Origin of the sequence: Polaromonas sp. CG_9.7, from assembly GCF_015752205.1 — a bacterium.
Taxonomy (GTDB): Bacteria; Pseudomonadota; Gammaproteobacteria; order Burkholderiales; family Burkholderiaceae_C; genus Polaromonas.
Genome location: NZ_JADOVG010000001.1, coordinates 112,876 through 130,239, shown reverse-complemented (window position 1 = coordinate 130,239; position 17,364 = coordinate 112,876). Strand labels below are relative to the sequence as shown.

At 63.5% G+C, this 17,364-nt stretch carries 17 protein-coding genes and 1 tRNA gene; 9 read left to right on the top strand and 9 right to left on the bottom strand.

Features of this window, described 5'->3' with window-relative positions; all coding sequences use genetic code 11:
• Positions 1-170 precede the first annotated feature (170 nt).
• The 3 genes from IWX87_RS00615 (at position 171) to IWX87_RS00605 (ending at position 2,883) form a co-directional block, all read left to right on the top strand.
• Positions 171-572 carry a hypothetical protein gene (locus IWX87_RS00615; protein ID WP_196861573.1) on the top strand — a complete coding sequence of 134 codons (402 nt, stop codon included), beginning with the start codon at positions 171-173 and terminating at the stop codon, positions 570-572.
• 7 nt (positions 573-579) lie between these two features.
• Complete coding sequence (locus IWX87_RS00610) at positions 580-1,560, top strand: CvpA family protein (RefSeq protein ID WP_196861572.1); 981 nt, start codon at positions 580-582, stop codon at positions 1,558-1,560.
• Positions 1,561-1,920: 360 nt separating this feature from the next.
• Positions 1,921-2,883 carry a tripartite tricarboxylate transporter substrate binding protein gene (locus IWX87_RS00605; protein ID WP_196861571.1) on the top strand — a complete coding sequence of 321 codons (963 nt, stop codon included), beginning with the start codon at positions 1,921-1,923 and terminating at the stop codon, positions 2,881-2,883.
• 91 nt (positions 2,884-2,974) lie between these two features.
• On the opposite strand, the gene IWX87_RS00600 is transcribed toward IWX87_RS00605, so the two are convergent.
• Together IWX87_RS00600 and IWX87_RS00595 are read right to left on the bottom strand one after the other, a co-directional pair.
• Positions 2,975-3,205 (bottom strand): hypothetical protein, encoded by a 231-nt coding sequence (locus IWX87_RS00600; protein WP_196861570.1) that lies wholly within the window; start codon positions 3,203-3,205, stop codon positions 2,975-2,977.
• Positions 3,206-3,522: 317 nt separating this feature from the next.
• A complete protein-coding gene (locus IWX87_RS00595; RefSeq protein ID WP_196861569.1) occupies positions 3,523-4,869 on the bottom strand; it encodes a glycerate kinase in 1,347 nt (448 codons plus the stop codon).
• An 86-nt stretch (positions 4,870-4,955) separates the two neighbouring features.
• Between IWX87_RS00595 and IWX87_RS00590 the strand changes: the two genes are divergently transcribed.
• Together IWX87_RS00590 and IWX87_RS00585 are read left to right on the top strand one after the other, a co-directional pair.
• Positions 4,956-5,288: a multidrug efflux SMR transporter gene (locus IWX87_RS00590; protein ID WP_196861568.1), complete on the top strand. Its 333-nt coding sequence runs from the start codon at positions 4,956-4,958 to the stop codon at positions 5,286-5,288.
• A gap of 515 nt (positions 5,289-5,803) precedes the next feature.
• Entirely contained in the window at positions 5,804-6,313 is a 510-nt protein-coding gene (locus tag IWX87_RS00585; protein ID WP_196861567.1) for a hypothetical protein, read from the top strand.
• 277 nt (positions 6,314-6,590) lie between these two features.
• Here IWX87_RS00585 and IWX87_RS00580 read toward each other — a convergent pair whose 3' ends face one another.
• The gene (locus tag IWX87_RS00580) at positions 6,591-7,607 is read right to left on the bottom strand and encodes a tripartite tricarboxylate transporter substrate binding protein (protein WP_196861566.1); all 1,017 of its coding nucleotides are present in this window, start codon (positions 7,605-7,607) and stop codon (positions 6,591-6,593) included.
• Between the two features lie 208 nt (positions 7,608-7,815).
• Here IWX87_RS00580 and IWX87_RS00575 point away from each other — a divergent pair, with 208 nt between their 5' ends.
• On the top strand, positions 7,816-10,113 hold the full coding sequence (locus IWX87_RS00575) for an NADP-dependent malic enzyme (protein ID WP_196861565.1): 2,298 nt from the start codon (positions 7,816-7,818) through the stop codon (positions 10,111-10,113).
• 511 nt (positions 10,114-10,624) lie between these two features.
• On the opposite strand, the gene IWX87_RS00570 is transcribed toward IWX87_RS00575, so the two are convergent.
• From IWX87_RS00570 to IWX87_RS00550, 5 genes are all read right to left on the bottom strand, one after another.
• A tRNA-Ser gene (locus IWX87_RS00570) sits at positions 10,625-10,712 on the bottom strand.
• Between the two features lie 52 nt (positions 10,713-10,764).
• The gene (gene serS, locus IWX87_RS00565) at positions 10,765-12,099 is read right to left on the bottom strand and encodes a serine--tRNA ligase (RefSeq protein WP_196861564.1); all 1,335 of its coding nucleotides are present in this window, start codon (positions 12,097-12,099) and stop codon (positions 10,765-10,767) included.
• Positions 12,100-12,148: 49 nt separating this feature from the next.
• On the bottom strand, positions 12,149-13,093 hold the full coding sequence (locus IWX87_RS00560) for a threonine/serine dehydratase (protein WP_196861563.1): 945 nt from the start codon (positions 13,091-13,093) through the stop codon (positions 12,149-12,151).
• A 6-nt stretch (positions 13,094-13,099) separates the two neighbouring features.
• Complete coding sequence (gene ispH, locus IWX87_RS00555) at positions 13,100-14,071, bottom strand: 4-hydroxy-3-methylbut-2-enyl diphosphate reductase (RefSeq protein WP_196861821.1); 972 nt, start codon at positions 14,069-14,071, stop codon at positions 13,100-13,102.
• Positions 14,072-14,175: 104 nt separating this feature from the next.
• A complete protein-coding gene (locus IWX87_RS00550; protein WP_196861562.1) occupies positions 14,176-14,661 on the bottom strand; it encodes a peptidylprolyl isomerase in 486 nt (161 codons plus the stop codon).
• A gap of 192 nt (positions 14,662-14,853) precedes the next feature.
• On the opposite strand from IWX87_RS00550, the gene radC reads away from it, so the two are divergent.
• The 3 genes from radC to IWX87_RS00535 all read left to right on the top strand — a co-directional run bounded on the left by radC (position 14,854) and on the right by IWX87_RS00535 (position 16,822).
• A complete protein-coding gene (gene radC, locus IWX87_RS00545; protein WP_196861561.1) occupies positions 14,854-15,528 on the top strand; it encodes a DNA repair protein RadC in 675 nt (224 codons plus the stop codon).
• Between the two features lie 45 nt (positions 15,529-15,573).
• Positions 15,574-16,254, top strand: coding sequence for a Smr/MutS family protein (locus IWX87_RS00540; protein ID WP_196861560.1), 681 nt, complete (start codon positions 15,574-15,576; stop codon positions 16,252-16,254).
• A 343-nt stretch (positions 16,255-16,597) separates the two neighbouring features.
• Complete coding sequence (locus IWX87_RS00535; protein WP_196861559.1) at positions 16,598-16,822, top strand: DUF1059 domain-containing protein; 225 nt, start codon at positions 16,598-16,600, stop codon at positions 16,820-16,822.
• Between the two features lie 34 nt (positions 16,823-16,856).
• Here the strand turns inward: IWX87_RS00535 and IWX87_RS00530 are convergent, their stop codons facing one another.
• Complete coding sequence (locus IWX87_RS00530) at positions 16,857-17,288, bottom strand: group II truncated hemoglobin (RefSeq protein ID WP_196861558.1); 432 nt, start codon at positions 17,286-17,288, stop codon at positions 16,857-16,859.
• Between the last annotated feature and the right edge of the window lie 76 nt (positions 17,289-17,364).

The window sequence follows — 17,364 nt, the reverse complement described above, 5'->3', positions numbered from 1 at the left end:
GCGGTTCAGGCAGCGCATGGCCCCTTTGTTATAACCTGATCCGCATGAATCTCACCTCTTCTCCCGTTCAGCATTCCGTCAAAACCATCCGCTTCACCTGAAGGGGCGAAGGGGTCAATCCCGGCAATGTACCACCCACACGCGCGCAGCTGGAGCGGCTGCGTGAGGACTTGAGGCTCACCGGCAAAAAAGAGGGCGGCGGCGAAGGCAATTACGGCGCCTGCACGGTGGCTCTTGGTCAGACCCAAGGACAGCGCGTTGGGCTTTCGGGGCAGCAACAGTTGCATCCGGTGCAGGAAGATTTTTCGGGCGAGCTGTACCGCTGCACCGGCTACCGGCCGATTCTGGACGCTGCGCAGCACATGGCCCGCCTGTCGCCAGTCTTCTTCGAGGTCACCGATTCGCTATTTAAAGTAGAGCAGCTTTCGACCGCCAGTCATGCACCAGAGCCGACTTTTTCGTATACGCTGCCACAAACGCTGGCAGATGCTTATGCCGCGCCGGGCAATCAACGGCAGTTGGGTGCCAAATCCATAGGCCACTGGTGCGCTGAAAAAATTTTTCCAGAATAAAACACGTATGAACGAATTTGACCTGTCTTCCCTGAACCTGATCGACGCCTTGCTGGCGCTCATCGTAATTGTCGGTTTATGGGGTGGATGGGGCCGGGGCTTCCTGAGGGCCGCGCTGCAGTTGTTCACGCTCGCGGCCAGCCTGGTGCTGGCCTTCGTCGGCTATCCCTACCCTCAGGCGTGGCTGCAGGCCGGGGCGCCGGCGCTGGGCGTGTGGACGGCGCCGCTGAGTTTTCTGGCGACCTACATCCTGGCGCACCTGGTCATTGGCAGAGTAGCTGGTGCTCTGGCGGGCATGTTTGCGCGCACCGTGCACGCGCACGGCATCAACCGGACGCTGGGGCTGGCGCCGGGAGCGGTCAACGGCTTGATCAACGCCATGCTGGTGTCGCTGCTGTTGCTCACGCTGCCGCTGTCCGACGGGCTGAGCAAGCTGGCCCGAGAAAGCGCGCTGGCCGGCCAGTTGTCAGTGCCGGCGCAATGGCTGGAAGCCCGGCTGGCACCCATCTTCCATCCGGCATTGCAACGCAGCCTGCAGGCGATGACCGTGCCTGCAGAGCCGCATTCAACCCTCAAACTTCCTTTTCAGGTGAAGGCTCCGAAGGTTCGGCCCGACCTGGAAGCGCGCATGCTCGACATGGTCAACGCAGAGCGCACCGCCCAGGGGCTGCGGCCGCTGCAGGCGGACCCGGCGCTGGCCGAGGTGGCACGCGCGCACAGCCGCGACATGTTGGCGCGCAGCTATTTCTCGCACACCAACCCCGAGGCTCAAGAGGCTTTCGACCGCATGCGACAGGCCGGCATCACCTATCGGATCGCCGGTGAAAACCTGGCGCTGGCGCAAACCCTGCCCATGGCGCACCAGGGTCTGATGAACTCGCCCGGCCACCGGGCCAACATCCTGCTGCCCCGCTATGGCCGAGTTGGCATCGGCGTGCTCGATGGCGGCAGATACGGGCTGATGGTCACGCAGAATTTTCGCAACTGAGCGCGAACCCGGCTCCGCTTCGTCATCTTCTCCAAACAGGGAAACCTTTGGGGCACATTCTTTGCGCAACACCCAATGCACACGTATGGATTGAGTTCTGCACTCGACAGCGCAGGGTGAACGAAAAAAAGGAATTCAGCATGCGAGCCGCTTTAGCGCTTTAGCGCTTTACCGCTTTACCGGCTTGACGGCCATCGCCAAAGAAGAAGCCCGGCATTTGCCAGCCAAGGGAAATCCCAGTGTTTGCCAAAGAACACGCGCCCTAGAATTGGCCACCACGACGTGCCCGGCAGCACGGGGCGTGAAATTCATGGCCCCAGCACTGCCGGTCCATTTCCAAGCCCTTCACCGAGACTATCGATGCTACGCAAACTATTTTCATTCCTGCTGATGGCATGCGCTTTGAGCGCGGCGCTGGCGCAGACCTACCCGGCCAAGCCGATTCGCATGATCGTTCCCTTTCCGCCCGGCGGCGGCACCGACATCCTGTCGCGGCTGGTGGCCAACAAGCTGACCGAAGTGAGCAAGTGGACGGTGATTCCCGACAACCGGGGTGGGGCTGGCGGCACTATCGGGATTGCCGAAGCCGCGCGGGCCGCCCCCACCGGCTACGAGATGGTGATGGGCCAGAAAGACAACATGGTGGTGGCGCCGTGGCTGTACAAAAGCCTGAGCTACGACCCGACCAAGGACCTGGTGGCCGTGGCCCATGTGGCCTACACGCCGGTGGTGATCGTCACCGGCATCAACTCCCGCTTCAAGACGCTGGCCGATGTGGTGGCAGCCGCCAAGGCCGCTCCCGACCAGATCACCTATGGCTCGCCCGGCAACGGCACGACCATTCACCTGGCGGGCGAAATCTTCAACACGGCGGCCGGCATCAAGCTGCGCCACATTCCCTACAAGGGTTCCAACCCCGCCATGATGGACGTGCTGGCCGGCAATGTGGACCTGATGGTGTCGTCGCTGCCATCGGCCATGGGCCAGATCAAGGCCGGCAAGCTGCGTGCCCTGGCGGTGACATCGGCCAAGCGAAGCACGTCGCTGACCGAGGTGCCCACGGTGGCCGAACTGGGCTTCAAGGACTTTGATGTGAGCACCTGGTATGGCCTGTTCATGCCGGCAGGCACACCGAAGGAAATCGTCGCGACCGTCAACGCCGAGGTCAACAAGCTGCTGGCCACGCCCGACATCAAAAGCGCCATCAATGCCCAGGGCGCCGAGACGCAGACCATGACGCCCGAGCAGTTTTCCACCCTGCTCAAGACCGACTACCAGAAATGGAAGGGCATCGTGCAGGCCTCCGGCGCAACCATCGAATAAGCCTCTGGCCATATTTTGCCCAAGGGACGGCAGGGCTGTCCCTTTTTCACGTGCGGGTCAAAGTGACAAGACCGAATCCTGCAAGGACAGCTTAAAAACCCAAGCCGATGCCCACGCCGCTGCCCCAGCTTCCCAGACCAATGCCCAAGCCGACGCGGGGCACGCGGCGCGGCACCACTTCAACCGGAACGCCATTGGCGTCCTGCGTCACGACCGGGTAAGCGGCATTGGCATTGGGGTTGGCGTTGACATTAGAACCGGGTGGCGCTGCGGCGCATCCGGCCATTGAGGCGATCAAGGCGGCGGTTAACCAGGGTTTCATTGCGGGGCTCCTGCAGTTGATACCCAAAATGGTAGGGGCCCCGACCGGTGCCTATCGGGCGTCGCCGAAAAGCCATCCTGCCATGCTGGATTTTGGCTGTTGCGCACGGGCGCTGCCAGGCGTGGTTGCACTCTGGCGTGACGCGCTTGAACAGCAAGTCAACATGTCCCCCCACGCCTGAGGGTGAAGGGAGAAGTCGCGCCGATAATGCTGCCCCAATTGGGTGCCAGGGCACATGAGGACAAGGCGTTTTGGCAAGCAGATCAAGGACCGGCACGCCATGCACAATTGACAATACCAGCCATCGCGCAGCCGTATTACAAAATCAAAATCGCCCGGAAATCGTTGACGTTGGTATAAGTCGGTCCGCTGACGACCAGATCACCCAACGGGTTGAAGTAGCCATAGGCATCATTGCGGTCGAGGAACTGGTCCAGCTTCATTCCGGCGGCCAGTGCGCGCACCAGCGTGTCGGGCGCGACGCAAGCGCCGGCATTGACTTCAACGCCGTCAATGCCGTCGGTGTCGGCCGCCAGCGCATACACGCCCGGCTGGCCCTGCAGGCCCAGCGCCAGTCCCATGCAGAACTCACCGGCCCGGCCACCGCGCCCGCGAGGTGTGCCGGGCGCCTGCTTGCGGATGGTGACGGTGGTTTCACCGCCGCTCAGAATCACGCACGGCTTTTGAAACGGCTGGTTTTTCAGGGCCACGGCGCGGGCCAGCGCCGCATGCACCTTGCCGACTTCGCGCGACTCGCCTTCCATTTCATCGCTCAGGATGTAAGCCATCAGTCCGGCGGCGCGGGCGGCGTCGGCGGCCGCTTGCAGGCTTTGCTGGGGCGTGGCAATCAGGTGGACTTCATGGCCGTCAAATACTGGATCGCCAGGTTTTGGCGTCTCCAGCGCGCCCTGCTCCAGCAGGCGCATGATGTCGCCGGGCACCTCAATGGCGTAGCGCTGGAGAATGGCGACGGCCTCGGCGCAGCTGGTAGCGTCGGGCACGGTCGGGCCGCTGGCGATGATCGACGGGTCGTCACCCGGCACGTCACTGATGGTCAGCGTGACGACTCTGGCCGGCGCGCAGGCAGCCGCCAGCCGTCCGCCCTTGATGCGCGACAGGTGCTTGCGCACGCAGTTCATTTCGCTGATGTTGGCGCCGCTGTTGAGCAGCGCCTTGTTGACAGCCTGTTTTTCTTCCAGGCTCAGACCCTCGGCCGGCAAGGCCAGCAGCGACGAGCCGCCGCCCGAGATCAGGCACAGCACCAGGTCGTTTTTACTCAAACCTTGAACCATCGCCAGGATGCGCCCGGCTGCCGCCTGTCCGGCTTCATCCGGCACCGGATGGGAGGCCTCGACGACTTCGATGCGCTGCGCCAGGCCTTCGGGGCGCGGCGGCACATGGTCGTAGCGCGTCACGACCAGGCCTTCGAGCGGCGCATCCGCCGGCCAATGCGCTTCAACCGCCTGCGCCATCGCCCCGCCGGCCTTGCCCGCGCCAATCACGATGGTGCGGCCGCCGCTCTCGGACGTGGGCGGCTCAGGCAAAAACCGGGCTGTGTTGGCCAGCGGCAGGGCACGCGTGACGGCGACCTGGAACAGGTGGTCGAGAAACCGGCGCGGCTGCGCCTGCACGTCGGAAAGGGAATGAAACGAGGGTGTGGTCATGAAATGGTTGCCTCCAGAGCGGATTGTGCAACGCAGCCTACCCCTAAAATTGTCGTTTCTCTTTGAACCTTCTGAAAGCGTGGCGCATGAATGCTTATCTTGCCCTGGGCATTGCCATTGTTGCCGAGGTGGTCGCCACCACGGCCCTGAAAGCCAGCGACAGCTTCACGCACGGCCTGACTTCGGCGCTGGCCGTGGCTGGTTACGCCGTCGCCTTCTACTTCCTGAGCATCACCCTGCGGTCCATGCCGACCGGCATTGCCTACGCCATCTGGGCGGGGTTGGGCATCGTGCTGATCACGATTGCCAGCTTCGTGATTTACCGCCAGACCATCGACCTGCCTGGCCTGCTGGGCATGGGGCTGATCATTGCGGGCGTTGTGGTGCTCAATGTGTTTTCAAAGTCGGCGGTGCATTGATGCCGGAAAACCGGCAGGGCCGGAATACCGAATACATGTATTTTTCATGACCAAATAGTGACTTTGCGCACGTTCTTATTGCACAGCCAGCTATTGATTAGATAGCAGACAGTCTTCACACCCTGCCCGGCGACACGCTTGGCGTATGCAACAACTTCGCCGCTACCTGTACCGCCATCACTTCGGGTGCCTTGCCCATGACGCACAAATCGCCCATCGGACAGCCAACCTGCGCCCGTTCATCCTGCTTGTCGCCACGCGCTTGCAGCCGGCGGGCGGGTCAGCCCTGCAAAAAAGTGTTCGGCACAATGGACGAAATGGCTGAAAATCCATGAACAAACCGTCTTGAAATGAAACCCCTGCAGATGAAACCCCGTGCTTTCGGCGGCCGGCACAGGCTTGGTGCGCTTCAGTCCTTGTGGCCGGATGCCTGGTTGCCCGGTCGATGCCGCCACTGTTCATGGTGCACCCGGACGGCTCAGGGCCCGTACAAATCACCTTAACAAAATTTGCCTATGTCTGAATCCAAACTCCGCCGATTCTGGCTGCTCCGTTGGCTGACAGGCGCTGCCGCGCTGGTGGCCAGCGCGTGCAAGATGGCGCCTTTGCCTGCCCCCGTTTCTGAACCGGTCCAGCCGCCCGGTGTTGTCGGGCCCGTGCCTGGCAACCGGGGCTCAGCCCGCAATTCCTCGGCGGCATCGCCCCGCGCCTACCGGGAAGACGGCGCCACCCACCTGTACGGGCTGAATGCCGACCGCATCTACAAGGGCCGGATGCCGCCGTTGCTGTACGCCGTGGGCGTGATCAATGTCGAAATCGACCGGGTCGGCCGCGTGACCCGGCTGGACTGGCTGCGGGCGCCGCGCCATGCGCCTGAAGTGATGGCCGACATCGAACGCACCATCCGGCAGGCCTCGCCGTTTCCGGCGCCGGTGCGGCTGGGCAAGGTGGTCTATACCGACACCTGGCTTTGGCACAAAAGCGGCAAGTTCCAGCTTGACACGCTGACCGAAGGGCAGGACTGAACGCCCCCACGGTCGCTCACTTCGTGTAGCTCCCTGCCCCCCGAGGGGGCCGCTGCGCCTGCGGCCCGGCGAAGCCGGTTCCGCGGCCCCTGCTGGCGGGGAAAGTGTCACCCCCCCCCCCGCTACCCACTGCGTGTGGTTCGCTGCCCCCCGAGGGGGCGCTGCGCCTGCGGCCTGGCAAAGCCAGTTCCGCGGCCCCTGCTGGGTGGGAGGTGTCGCACCGACGCTTGTTGAAAGGATGCTGTTGCAGTCTTTCCTTTGCCCGCAGATGCGCGGGCTATTCGATCTTCAGGTTCTGCGTCTTCACGACATTGCGCCAGGCGCGGTAATCGGCTTCGATGAAGTGGCCGAGCAGCGCGGGTGAGCCGGGTGCGGCTTCGACGGCATCGGCCTTGAAGCGGGCCAGCACCTCCGGCAGCGCCACAACCTTGTTGAGGGCCGCATTCAGGCTGTTGACGATGGCGGGCGGGGTGCCGGCCGGGGCCATGAGCGCAAAGTAATTCACCACGTCGATGCCTGGCAAGCCGGCCTCGGCCATGCTGGGCACGTCGGGAAGCGCACTGGAACGTTTGGCGCTGGTCACCGCCAGCGGCTTGATGCTGCCGTTTTTTATGAACGGCAGAAGGGCCGGAATGGTGCCGGTGACCAGCTGGATCTGCCCGCCGATCATGTCCATCGTCGCCGGCGCCACACCCCGGTAGGGAATGTGCGTGATGAAAGTGCCGGTGCGCGCCTTGAGCAGTTCGAGCACCAGGTGGTTCACGCCGCCAGCGCCCGCCGAGCCGTAATTGAGCACGCCGGGCTGCCGCCTGGCCAGCGCGATCAGTTCCTGCATGCTGCTGGCCGGCAGCGCGGTGTTGGCGGCCCAGACCAGCGGCCCGGTGGCAATCATGCCGACCGGCATGAACTGGCGCAGCGGGTCGTAGTGCGCGCCGGGCACCGACGCGGCCACGGTGGTGAAGGGCGATGCGGCCAGCAGCAGCGTGTAGCCGTCGGCCGGCGCCTGCGCGACGTATTGCGTGCCGATGGCGCCTGAGGCGCCGGCGCGGTTGTCAACGACAAAGGTCGCATTCATGACCTCGCCGAGCTTTTGCGCCACCAGCCGGGCCATCGCATCGGTGCCCGCGCCGGGGGCAAAAGGCACGACGATGCGGACGGCGCGTTCGGGGTACACCGCCAACGGCGTGGACACGCCTTGCGCTAGCGCGGCCGGCATCCACAGGCCCACCACGGCGGCGGCTGACAGCGTCAGCGCCTGGCGACGGCGCGGGATGGCTTTTGAATCGACAGGCATGGTTGCGCGAAAAAGTGGGGAATAGCCAGATTGTCGCCTCGGACGATGACAACGGCATGACGGGTCAGCGCACGCTGCAGCCGTCCCGCTTGCGCTGCAAAAAAATCTCTTGGAGCCGTCGCCATGCAACCGTCCTGCAAGAGACCTTGCGCATTTGCAGTACCCTTTGCTTTTTCAGCACGTGTTCAACAAAAAGTCAGGAGACACCATGGATAAAGCCCTTTCCTCCGCCGAAATGGCGCTGCGCGAAGCCGCACGCGACTACCACCGCCTGCCCACACGCGGCAAGATTTCGGTCAATCCCACCAAGCCCCTGTCCAACCAGCGCGACCTGTCGCTGGCCTATTCGCCCGGCGTGGCCTATCCCTGCCTGGACATCCAGGCGGACCCGTCGCTGGCGCACGACTTCACCTCGCGTGGCAACCTGGTCGGCGTGATCACCAATGGCACCGCCGTATTGGGCCTGGGAAACATTGGCCCGCTGGCCGCCAAGCCGGTGATGGAAGGCAAGGGCTGCCTGTTCAAGAAGTTTGCCGGTATCGACGTGTTCGACATCGAACTGGCCGAAAACGACCCCGACAAGCTGGTCGAGATCATTGCCGCCATGGAGCCGACGCTGGGCGGCATCAACCTCGAAGACATCAAGGCGCCCGAATGCTTCTACATCGAGAAAAAGCTGCGCGAGCGCATGAACATCCCGGTGTTTCACGATGACCAGCACGGCACCGCCATCATCTCGTCGGCTGCGCTGCTCAACGGGCTGGAGCTGGTGGGCAAGGAAATCGGCAACGTGCGCATCGCCGTCTCCGGCGCGGGCGCCGCCGCCCTCGCCTGCCTGGACGTGATGGTCGGGCTGGGCGTGCGGATCGAGAACATCTATGTCTGCGACTCCAAGGGCGTGATCTACGAAGGCCGGCCCGGCGGATTTGACGAATCCAAAGCTCGTTATGCGCAGCTAGGGGCCGAGCGCAGCATGGCCGATGCGGTCAACGGCGCCGACGTGTTTTTGGGCTGCTCGGCGGCCGGCGTCCTGACGCAGGACATGGTCAAGACCATGGCCAGCAAGCCCATCATTCTGGCGCTCGCCAACCCGGAGCCTGAAATCCGGCCCGAACTGGCCAAGGCCGTGCGGCCCGACTGCATCATCGCCACCGGCCGCTCGGACTACCCGAACCAGGTCAACAACGTACTGTGCTTTCCCTACATCTTTCGCGGCGCGCTCGACTGCGGCGCGACCAAGATCACCGAAGCCATGAAGCTGGCCTGCGTGCGCGAAATCGCCAACCTGGCCAAGGCCGACATCAGCGAGGAAGTGGCCCGGGCCTATGCTGGCCAGGAACTGACCTTTGGCCCCGACTACCTGATCCCGACGCCGTTCGACTCGCGGCTGATCTTGCGCATCGCCCCGGCGGTGGCCAAGGCCGCCGAGGCTTCTGGCGTGGCCACGCGACCGATTCAGGACATGGAAGCCTATCGCCAGAGCCTGAGCCGCTTTGTGTATTCCACCGGCATGCTGATGCGCCCGGTGTTCGGCGCCGCCCGCGCATCGTCAGCCAAGCGCGTGGCGTTTGCAGAGGGCGAGGACGAGCGCGTGCTGCGCGCTGCCCAGCTGGCGCTGGACGACGGCATCGCCACGCCGATCCTGATCGGCCGTCCGGCCGTGATCGAGACACGCATTCTGAAAGCCGGCCTGCGGATGCGCCTGGGCAAGGACGTGGAATGCGTCAACCCCGAGGACGATTCGCGCTTTCGCCAGTATTGGGAAGCCTACCACCGGCTGCTCGGCCGCGAGGGTGTCAGCCCCGAAGCCGCCAAGGCCGCCGTGCGCCGCTCGACCACCAGCATTGGCGCGCTGATGGTTCATCTGGGCGACGCCGACGCCATGCTGTGCGGCATGCACGGCCGCTTCGACGTGCACCTGGACCACATCCGCGACATCATCGGCCTGAAAGAAGGCGCGCCCGGCTTTGCCACGGTCAATGCGCTGATGCTGCCCAAGCACACGCTGTTCATCGCCGACACTTTCGTCAACGAAGACCCGAGCGCCGAGCAGCTCGCCAGCATTGCGCTGATGGCTGCCGATGAAGTGCGCCGCTTCGGGCTGCCGCCCAAAGTGGCGTTCTTGTCGCATTCCAACTACGGCTCGTCCAAGCGCTCTTCTGCCCTGAAAATGCGGCGCGCCCGCGAGCTGTTTGCCAAAATGGCGCCAGATGTGGAATGCGACGGCGAAATGCACGGCGACGCCGCCCTGTCCGAGACGATTCGCCGAAATGCGCTGATGGACACCACGCTGACCGGCGAAGCCAATATCCTGGTCTGCCCCAACCTGGATGCCGCCAACATCCTGTTCAACGTGCTGAAGGTCACCGGCGGTGAAGGCGTGACAGTCGGCCCCATCCTGCTGGGCGCCGCCGCCACGGTGCATGTCATGACGCCCTCGGCCACCGTGCGACGCATCCTGAACATGACGGCGCTGGCAGTGGCCAACGCGGGCGCGGGGCGCTGAGAGTCTGACCTGCGCCTTCCCCTATGGGGGAAGGTTGCCATGGGTCGTACTCGATTCTTGCGTCACGCTGAACCTGATTGGTCAAAGTCAAGGTTTGACAGTGTTTTGAGGGTCTTGCGCAGGTTCCGCTTGCGTAAGTCGCTATTGATTTTGTAGTGCCTGGACCGGCTCCATTCAACGACGAAGAGGGTTTGGAAATTCGGCCCTCGTTTGCATGGCCCTGAATACAAAATTATCTGCACTGTTCAACTCAGCATCCACGCTGTCGAGCAAATAGCCGTTCCATCACCTTTGCGGCACCGTCCGGTATCGTTTGACAAGCTGTGCTTGCTTTGCTAAGACCCTGACGCGCTGCCTTGCCATGTCCGAAAAACCGGTCAAGCGTACTAAAAATTGATGGCGACTTCCCCGCACACATGCAATCCAGTGCATTTTCTGGCAGGCTGGAACTGGGAAAGAATACAGGCGCCCAAGCAAAAAGCCCAAGTGAAGGATCACTTGGGCTTTTGATTGGAGGAGAGGGTGGGATTCGAACCCACGGTACCTTACGGTACGCCTGATTTCGAGTCAGGTACATTCGGCCACTCTGCCACCTCTCCAGTGTGTGGTGAGGGCAATTCTAGCAGGCTGAATGGCCGTTTCTGGCTTGCTTCAGGCCGCATGCGCCGAAAGAGTCGCCATGCCGCCCATGTAGGGCTGAAGCACTGCGGGAATATCGACGCCGCCGTCTTCGCGCTGGTAGTTTTCCAGCACCGCCACCAGCGTGCGGCCGACGGCAAGTCCGGAGCCATTCAGGGTGTGCACAAACTCGTTCTTGCCCTGCGCGTTCTTGAACCGGGCCTGCAGGCGGCGCGCCTGGAAGGCTTCGCAGTTGGACACCGAACTGATCTCCCGATACGTGCTCTGCGCGGGCAGCCAGACTTCCAGGTCGTAGGTTTTGGTGGCGCCAAACCCCATGTCGCCAGTGCACAGCAACATGACGCGGTACGGCAGGCCGAGCTTTTGCAGGATGGCCTCGGCATGGCCGGTCATGGCTTCGAGCGCTTCGTAGCTTTTTTCGGGATGAACGATCTGCACCATCTCGACCTTGTCAAACTGGTGCTGGCGGATCATGCCGCGCGTGTCACGACCGTAGCTGCCGGCCTCGGAGCGAAAACACGGCGTGTGGGCAGTGAACATCAGCGGCAATTGCGCTTCCTGGATGATTTCGTCGCGCACCAGATTGGTCAGCGGCACCTCGGCCGTCGGGATCAGGTACAGCGCGGCATTTTCGGCCTGGCCTTCCTGGCCGCCTTTTTTGGCCGCAAACAGGTCTTCCTCAAACTTGGGCAACTGGCCGGTGGCGCGCAGCGAATCGCTGTTGACGATGTAGGGAACATAGCATTCGGTGTAGCCGTGTTCGGCCGTCTGCACGTCGAGCATGAACTGCGACAGGGCGCGGTGCAACCGGGCCAGCGGGCCTTTCATGACGGTGAAGCGCGAACCGGTCAGCTTGGTGCCCAATTCGAAGTCCAGCCCCAGCGGCTGGCCGACATCGACATGGTCTTTGGGCTCAAAACTCAAGGCGGCCGGCTCGCCGCCCAGGCCTTCGAACGGGCTCCACTTGCGCACCTCGACATTGCCTGCCTCGCCGAGGCCCAGCGGGACGCTGTCGTGCGGCAGGTTGGGAACGGCCAGCAACAGCGCCTGCATCTCGATCTGGATCTGTTCAAGCCGGGCGGCAGAGGTTTCGAGCTCGGCCTTGGAGGCAACGACCATGGCCATCACGCCGCTGGCGTCCTCGCCCTTGGACTTGAGCTGGCCAATCTGTCGGGACAAGGTTCCGCGCTGGCCTTGCAGATCTTCGGTCCTGATCTGAACCGCCTTGCGTTCGGCCTCCAGCGTCTGGAAGGCCTCGACATCAAGGAAGGCTTGCGGATGCTTGCGGGTTTCCAGGCGGGCAATGGCCGAGGGCAGGTCTTTACGGAGCAGGTTGATGTCTAGCATGGGGTCGATTGTATTTTGTGCCTCAAGGGCCAGGAATGGGGTGGCCGCTTCAGTTCAGGCTGGCCGGATCGACGTTGGCGCCGCAAATGACCAGGCAGACGGTTTCGTCCGCACGCGGCACATAGCGCCGGCTGTGCAGCGCGGCCAGCGGCAAGGCGGCGGCAGGCTCGACGGCCAGCTTGAGTTCTTTCCACAGCCACAACTGCGCTGCCCGAATGGATTCATCGGTGAGCAGCAGCGCATCGCGCACCTGCGCCTGTGTGATGTCCCAGGCCAGGCTGCCGATACGCCTTGCACCCAGCGAATCGGCCGCAATGCCGCTGACCTCGACATCCACCGGCCGACCGGCCTCACGCGCCCGGAACAAAGCGGGGGCGCGCTCGGGCTCCAGCGCCACCACGCGGCTGTGCTGCCCGAACCAGCTGGCCACGCCGCCAATCAGGCCGCCGCCGCCCACGCTGACCAGCACCGAGTCCGGCAGGCCGCCCTGCCGTTCTATTTCCAGTGCCAAGGTGCCAGCACCCGCCAGCACTTCGGGCTGATCGTAGGCATGCGTCAGCAATGCGCCGGTTTCCTGCTGGCGCGCCAGGCAGGCTTGCAGCGCATCGGCATAGGCGGCGCCGCCGACCACCACGCGGGCGCCCAATGCGGCCAACCGGGCACGCTTGGCCGCGCTGGAGATGTCGGGAACAAACACTTCGCACGGCACGCCCAGTTCACGGGCCGCCGCCGCCGTGGCAATGCCCGCGTTGCCGCCCGATGCCACGATCACGCCGCTGGGCGGAATCGGGTTGGACAGCAGGCGGTTGAGCATGCCGCGCGCCTTGAAGCTGCCGCCGGTCTGCAGGTGCTCCAGCTTGAGCCAGACTTCGGCGCAGTCCACGCCCAGCGCCCGGCCAGGCAGCTTCCACAGCGGAGTTTGATGAATAAAGTGGCTGTAGCGCTCGTCGAACTTACGTTTACAGCTCTCTATTTGATAGCAATCAATGGCCATCGGCACTCAGCTCAACTGGTGGAGCTGGCTGCCGCCGAGTTCCAGCTGATGGCCCTGCGCGTCGAGCTTGAGTCCCTTGGGAAGCGGAAACTTGATGGTTTCCTCCACCCCGTCCATCTTGCGAATCGACACCGCGCCCAGTGCCTTGATGCGGTCAATCACCTGTTTGACCAAAATTTCGGGTGCCGACGCGCCCGCCGTCAGGCCAACGCGGCTTTTGCCGTCAAACCAGGTTTCCTGCAGTTCGCTGGCGTCATCGACCATGTAGGCCTCGGTGCCCAGCTTGGCGGCCAGTTCGCGCAGGCGGTTGCTGTTCGAGCTGGTCGGGCTGCCCACCACGATCAGGATATCAACCTGCGGGCTGAGCAGCTTGACAGCGTCCTGCCGGTTCTGCGTGGCGTAGCAAATGTCCTGCTGCTTGGGCTTGCGCACCTGCGGAAACCGCGCCACGATGGCTGCGCTGATTTCGGCGGCGTCGTCCACGCTCAGCGTGGTCTGCGTGACCACCGCCAGGCGCTCGGTCTGCAGCGGCGAGATGCGCGCCACGTCAGCCACGTCCTCGACCAGATGAATGCCGCTGTCGAGCTGGCCCATGGTGCCTTCGACCTCGGGGTGGCCCTTGTGGCCGATCATGATGAACTCGTAGCCTTCCTTGTTGAGCTTGGCGACCTCGACATGCACCTTGGTCACCAAGGGACAGGTGGCGTCGAAAATCTGGAAACCGCGCGCCCTGGCCTCTTCCTGCACGGCCCGGCTGACACCGTGGGCGCTGAACACCAGCGTGGCGCCGGGTGGCACATCGGACAGCTCTTCAATGAAAATCGCGCCCTTGACCTTCAGGTCGTTCACCACGTAGGTGTTGTGCACGATCTCATGGCGAACGTAGATCGGTGCGCCAAACTTGGTCAGTGCCCGCTCGACGATCTCGATCGCGCGGTCCACCCCGGCGCAAAAACCGCGCGGCTCGGCCAGCAGGATTTCTTCGAGCTGCGGGGCGGGTGTCGGTGCCGGTTCATGCTGGGGCGCAGCAAGGTTCTCCCGTGACGGAACAGCAGGCGAAGCGACAGGTATCTGGATATTTTTCACAGCACGCCGATCACGTGGACTTCAAACTCCACCGGCTGGCCAGCCAGCGGGTGGTTGAAGTCAAACTGCACGGCATTGCCGTCTTCCTTGATCTGCTGCACGGCGCCGGCGTACTGGCCCATGCCGTCAGGCGTGGGGAACTGCACGACGTCGCCCACGCTGTAGCGTTCATCCGGGTCACCCAACTCGTTTAGCAGCTTGCGCGCCACCCATTGCACCAGTTCGGGGTTGCGCTCGCCGAATGCCTCGCCGGCGGCCAGTTGCATCGTGGTGCGCGTTCCTTCTGGCAGGCCGAGCAGGCGCTGCTCGATGGCGGGCGACAACTCGCCATTGCCCAGGCTGAGCGTGGCCGGCTTGCCCTCGAAGGTGTTGATGATGCTCGCGCCGCCCGGTGCCGCCATTCGGTAATGCAGCGTCAGGAAGGAGCCTGGCTCGACCACGAGGGGCGTGGTGGACACAGTTGGGGGTTGCAAAGTGGACATAAGACTTTCGCGCCAGCCAGGGTCGGCCAGCAACAGGGACTGAACTGGCCCTATTGTAGAAAGCCCGGCTTGCGCGGGTTGGCCAGCAGGCCTTTTCATGCTTTTTCAACAGGGTTCACGGCCATGGATCGCCCTGCCCTGCGGCATACTCCACTTACTTTTGCTTGCACTTCTTCCTAAACGGCCTTATTCATGCTTCTTAAAGATCTGCCCGCAGACGCCCGTCCGCGCGAAAAACTGCTGGCGCGCGGCCCTGCGGCACTCAGCGATGCCGAATTGCTGGCGCTGCTGCTGCGCACCGGCCTGCCGGGCAAGAATGCGCTGCAGATGGGCCAGGAGTTGCTCGACAACTTTGGCGGTGTGGCCGGGCTGCTGCACACCGGACCCGAGGCGCTCAAATGCATCAAGGGACTGGGGCCGGCCAAGCGTGCCGAGATCGTCGCCGTGCTGGAACTGGCGCGGCGCGCACTGGCCGCAGAGCTGAAGGAAAAAGCGTTGTTCAGCACACCGCAGGCAGTGCGCGACTACCTTCAACTGCAGCTGGGCAGCCGTCCACACGAGATTTTTGCGGTGATGTTTTTAAACAGCCAGAACCGGTTGATTGCCCTGGAGGAAATGTTTCGCGGCACCCTGACGCAAACCAGCGTGTATCCGCGCGAGGTGGTGATCCGTGCGCTGGCGCTGAATGCCGCCAGCGTGGTGCTGGCGCACAACCATCCCAGCGGTGCGGCCGAGCCTTCGCGCGCGGACCAGATGCTGACCCATACCCTGAAAACCGCGCTGGCGCTGGTGGATGTCCGGGTGCTCGACCATTTTGTGGTGACGGCTTCGCAATCGGTCTCGATGGCCGAGCGGGGACTGCTTTAGGATGGGGCCTTTTGGCATCCATGCCCTTCCATTTCCACCGCCATCATGTTTGCGCCCTCCTTCCCACGCCAAAAAAGCCTGCTGATCCGGGACTTCAAAGATTTGCTGCCTGTGCGCCGCGAACTGGAACAGCGCGCCCAGCAGGAAGCACAACGCCAGGCCGAGGTCCGCGCTGCCGCAGCGCGGGTGCGCGCTGAACAAGAGCTGTTTTCACGCGCTGTCGGGCGCGTCATGGCGCTGGCTCCGCGACACCAGCCGGGTCTCAAGGCCAGCCTGGAACGGGCGCGACCGGCGCCAGTAGCCGAGCAGCGCCAGCGCGACGAGCTAGCGGTGATGCAGGAAGCGCTTTCCGACGGGTTTGACGTGGAAAGCCTGCTCGACACCGACGAAGCCCTGAGCTTTCGGCGCCCCGGCATCGGTGTCGATGTGGTGCGCAAGCTGCGCCGGGGCAACTGGAGCATCCAGCGCCAGCTCGACCTGCACGGTTTTCGGCGCGAGGATGCGCGCAATGCGCTCGGCGCCTTCATTCGCGACGCCAACAAAGCCGGCCTGCGCTGCGTTCGCGTGGTGCACGGCAAGGGCCTGGGCTCACCCGGCAAGACGCCGGTGCTCAAGGGCCGGGTGCAAAGCTGGCTGGTGCAGAAAAAGGAAGTGCTGGCCTTTGTGCAGGCGCGGCCGGCGCATGGCGGCGCCGGGGCACTGGTGGTCCTGCTGGCGCCGTGGTGAAAGGGCCAGCGCCTGAAACCGGTAATGCTATTGATTCAATAGCTATAAACGCCCATTCTTAAAGCGTAAAAGCCACTTTTAATACTTAATTTATCGCTCTTGCAAAGCGTGGCTGACTGCAGGCCGACAGTGTGCGCCGGTGCTAACGCAGACGGCATATTGACAATTCTTCCGGGCGGCTTCAGTATGCTTTGGTGGGCGCTTCCTGTGCGGTTTTGTATTTCTGCACGGGATGTCCCTGATGCCGGTGCAAGCCTGGCTGCAGGGAGAAACCATGGGTTCTGCGGACCGCCCAGACGCCGTTGAACCGGGTGGGTGAGACACAGCACCGAAAGGAGTCATCATGTCACGCCAATACATCGATTGCCGGGAATTTCCCAGCGCCATGAACTGCAGCGTCGCGCTGTCAGCGGACAGCGACAAGGAGCTGCTTGAGGCCGCCGTGCAGCATGCCGTCGCCGTGCATGGGCACAACGACTCGCCAGAGCTGCGCAAGCAGCTGGCCTCAATGTTCAAGCAGGGCACGCCGCCGCTGGCGGTGGCGCAGGCCGGCATGGCCAGCGCCTGATCAACACATTGGTGTCAAGCAGGAACCGCCGCCTTCACTCGCCGCGGTTGCGCATCCAGTCGGCGGTCTGGAAAAACGAGGCATTGAGCCGTGCACGCAGGGCGTCGTCCACGCCGGTTTCCTGCATTGCCTGGTCCATGCAGGCCAGCCACTGGTCGCGCTCCTTGATGCCAATGCTGCCGCCGCCGGTCTGCTGCGGCATGTGGCGCTGGCGCAGGCGCGGATGGCCGAAGCGTTCGGTGTAGTGTTGGGGGCCGCCCATCCAGCCGCACAGGAACCAGAACAGGCGCTCTCGGGCATTGTCCAGGGTGCTGCCGTGCGCTGCACGCAAGGCGGTGTAGGCCGGCTCCAGATCCATGAGGTCGTAGAAACGCTCGACCAGCGCCTTGACGCATTCCTCGCCACCGATCCAGGCAAAAGGGGTTTCGTGGAGTGGAGTTTCGGCGGGTTTGTCATCAGTGTTCATAGCGAGGATTTTATGAACCCGCCAGCCGCCCTTGCCGCGAAGTCGCGAATCCGGGGATACGCGACAGCCAGCGCGG

Excerpts from the sequence above, each read along its gene's own strand:
- IWX87_RS00610 (WP_196861572.1), top strand. The coding sequence starts at position 580 with ATGAACGAATTTGACCTGTCTTCCCTGAACCTGATCGACGCCTTGCTG.
- IWX87_RS00605 (WP_196861571.1), top strand. The coding sequence starts at position 1,921 with ATGCTACGCAAACTATTTTCATTCCTGCTGATGGCATGCGCTTTGAGC.
- IWX87_RS00600 (WP_196861570.1), bottom strand. The coding sequence starts at position 3,205 with ATGAAACCCTGGTTAACCGCCGCCTTGATCGCCTCAATGGCCGGATGC.
- IWX87_RS00595 (WP_196861569.1), bottom strand. The coding sequence starts at position 4,869 with ATGACCACACCCTCGTTTCATTCCCTTTCCGACGTGCAGGCGCAGCCG.
- IWX87_RS00590 (WP_196861568.1), top strand. The coding sequence starts at position 4,956 with ATGAATGCTTATCTTGCCCTGGGCATTGCCATTGTTGCCGAGGTGGTC.
- IWX87_RS00585 (WP_196861567.1), top strand. The coding sequence starts at position 5,804 with ATGTCTGAATCCAAACTCCGCCGATTCTGGCTGCTCCGTTGGCTGACA.
- IWX87_RS00580 (WP_196861566.1), bottom strand. The coding sequence starts at position 7,607 with ATGCCTGTCGATTCAAAAGCCATCCCGCGCCGTCGCCAGGCGCTGACG.
- IWX87_RS00575 (WP_196861565.1), top strand. The coding sequence starts at position 7,816 with ATGGATAAAGCCCTTTCCTCCGCCGAAATGGCGCTGCGCGAAGCCGCA.
- serS (WP_196861564.1), bottom strand. The coding sequence starts at position 12,099 with ATGCTAGACATCAACCTGCTCCGTAAAGACCTGCCCTCGGCCATTGCC.
- IWX87_RS00560 (WP_196861563.1), bottom strand. The coding sequence starts at position 13,093 with ATGGCCATTGATTGCTATCAAATAGAGAGCTGTAAACGTAAGTTCGAC.
- IWX87_RS00550 (WP_196861562.1), bottom strand. The coding sequence starts at position 14,661 with ATGTCCACTTTGCAACCCCCAACTGTGTCCACCACGCCCCTCGTGGTC.
- radC (WP_196861561.1), top strand. The coding sequence starts at position 14,854 with ATGCTTCTTAAAGATCTGCCCGCAGACGCCCGTCCGCGCGAAAAACTG.
- IWX87_RS00540 (WP_196861560.1), top strand. The coding sequence starts at position 15,574 with ATGTTTGCGCCCTCCTTCCCACGCCAAAAAAGCCTGCTGATCCGGGAC.
- IWX87_RS00535 (WP_196861559.1), top strand. The coding sequence starts at position 16,598 with ATGTCACGCCAATACATCGATTGCCGGGAATTTCCCAGCGCCATGAAC.
- IWX87_RS00530 (WP_196861558.1), bottom strand. The coding sequence starts at position 17,288 with ATGAACACTGATGACAAACCCGCCGAAACTCCACTCCACGAAACCCCT.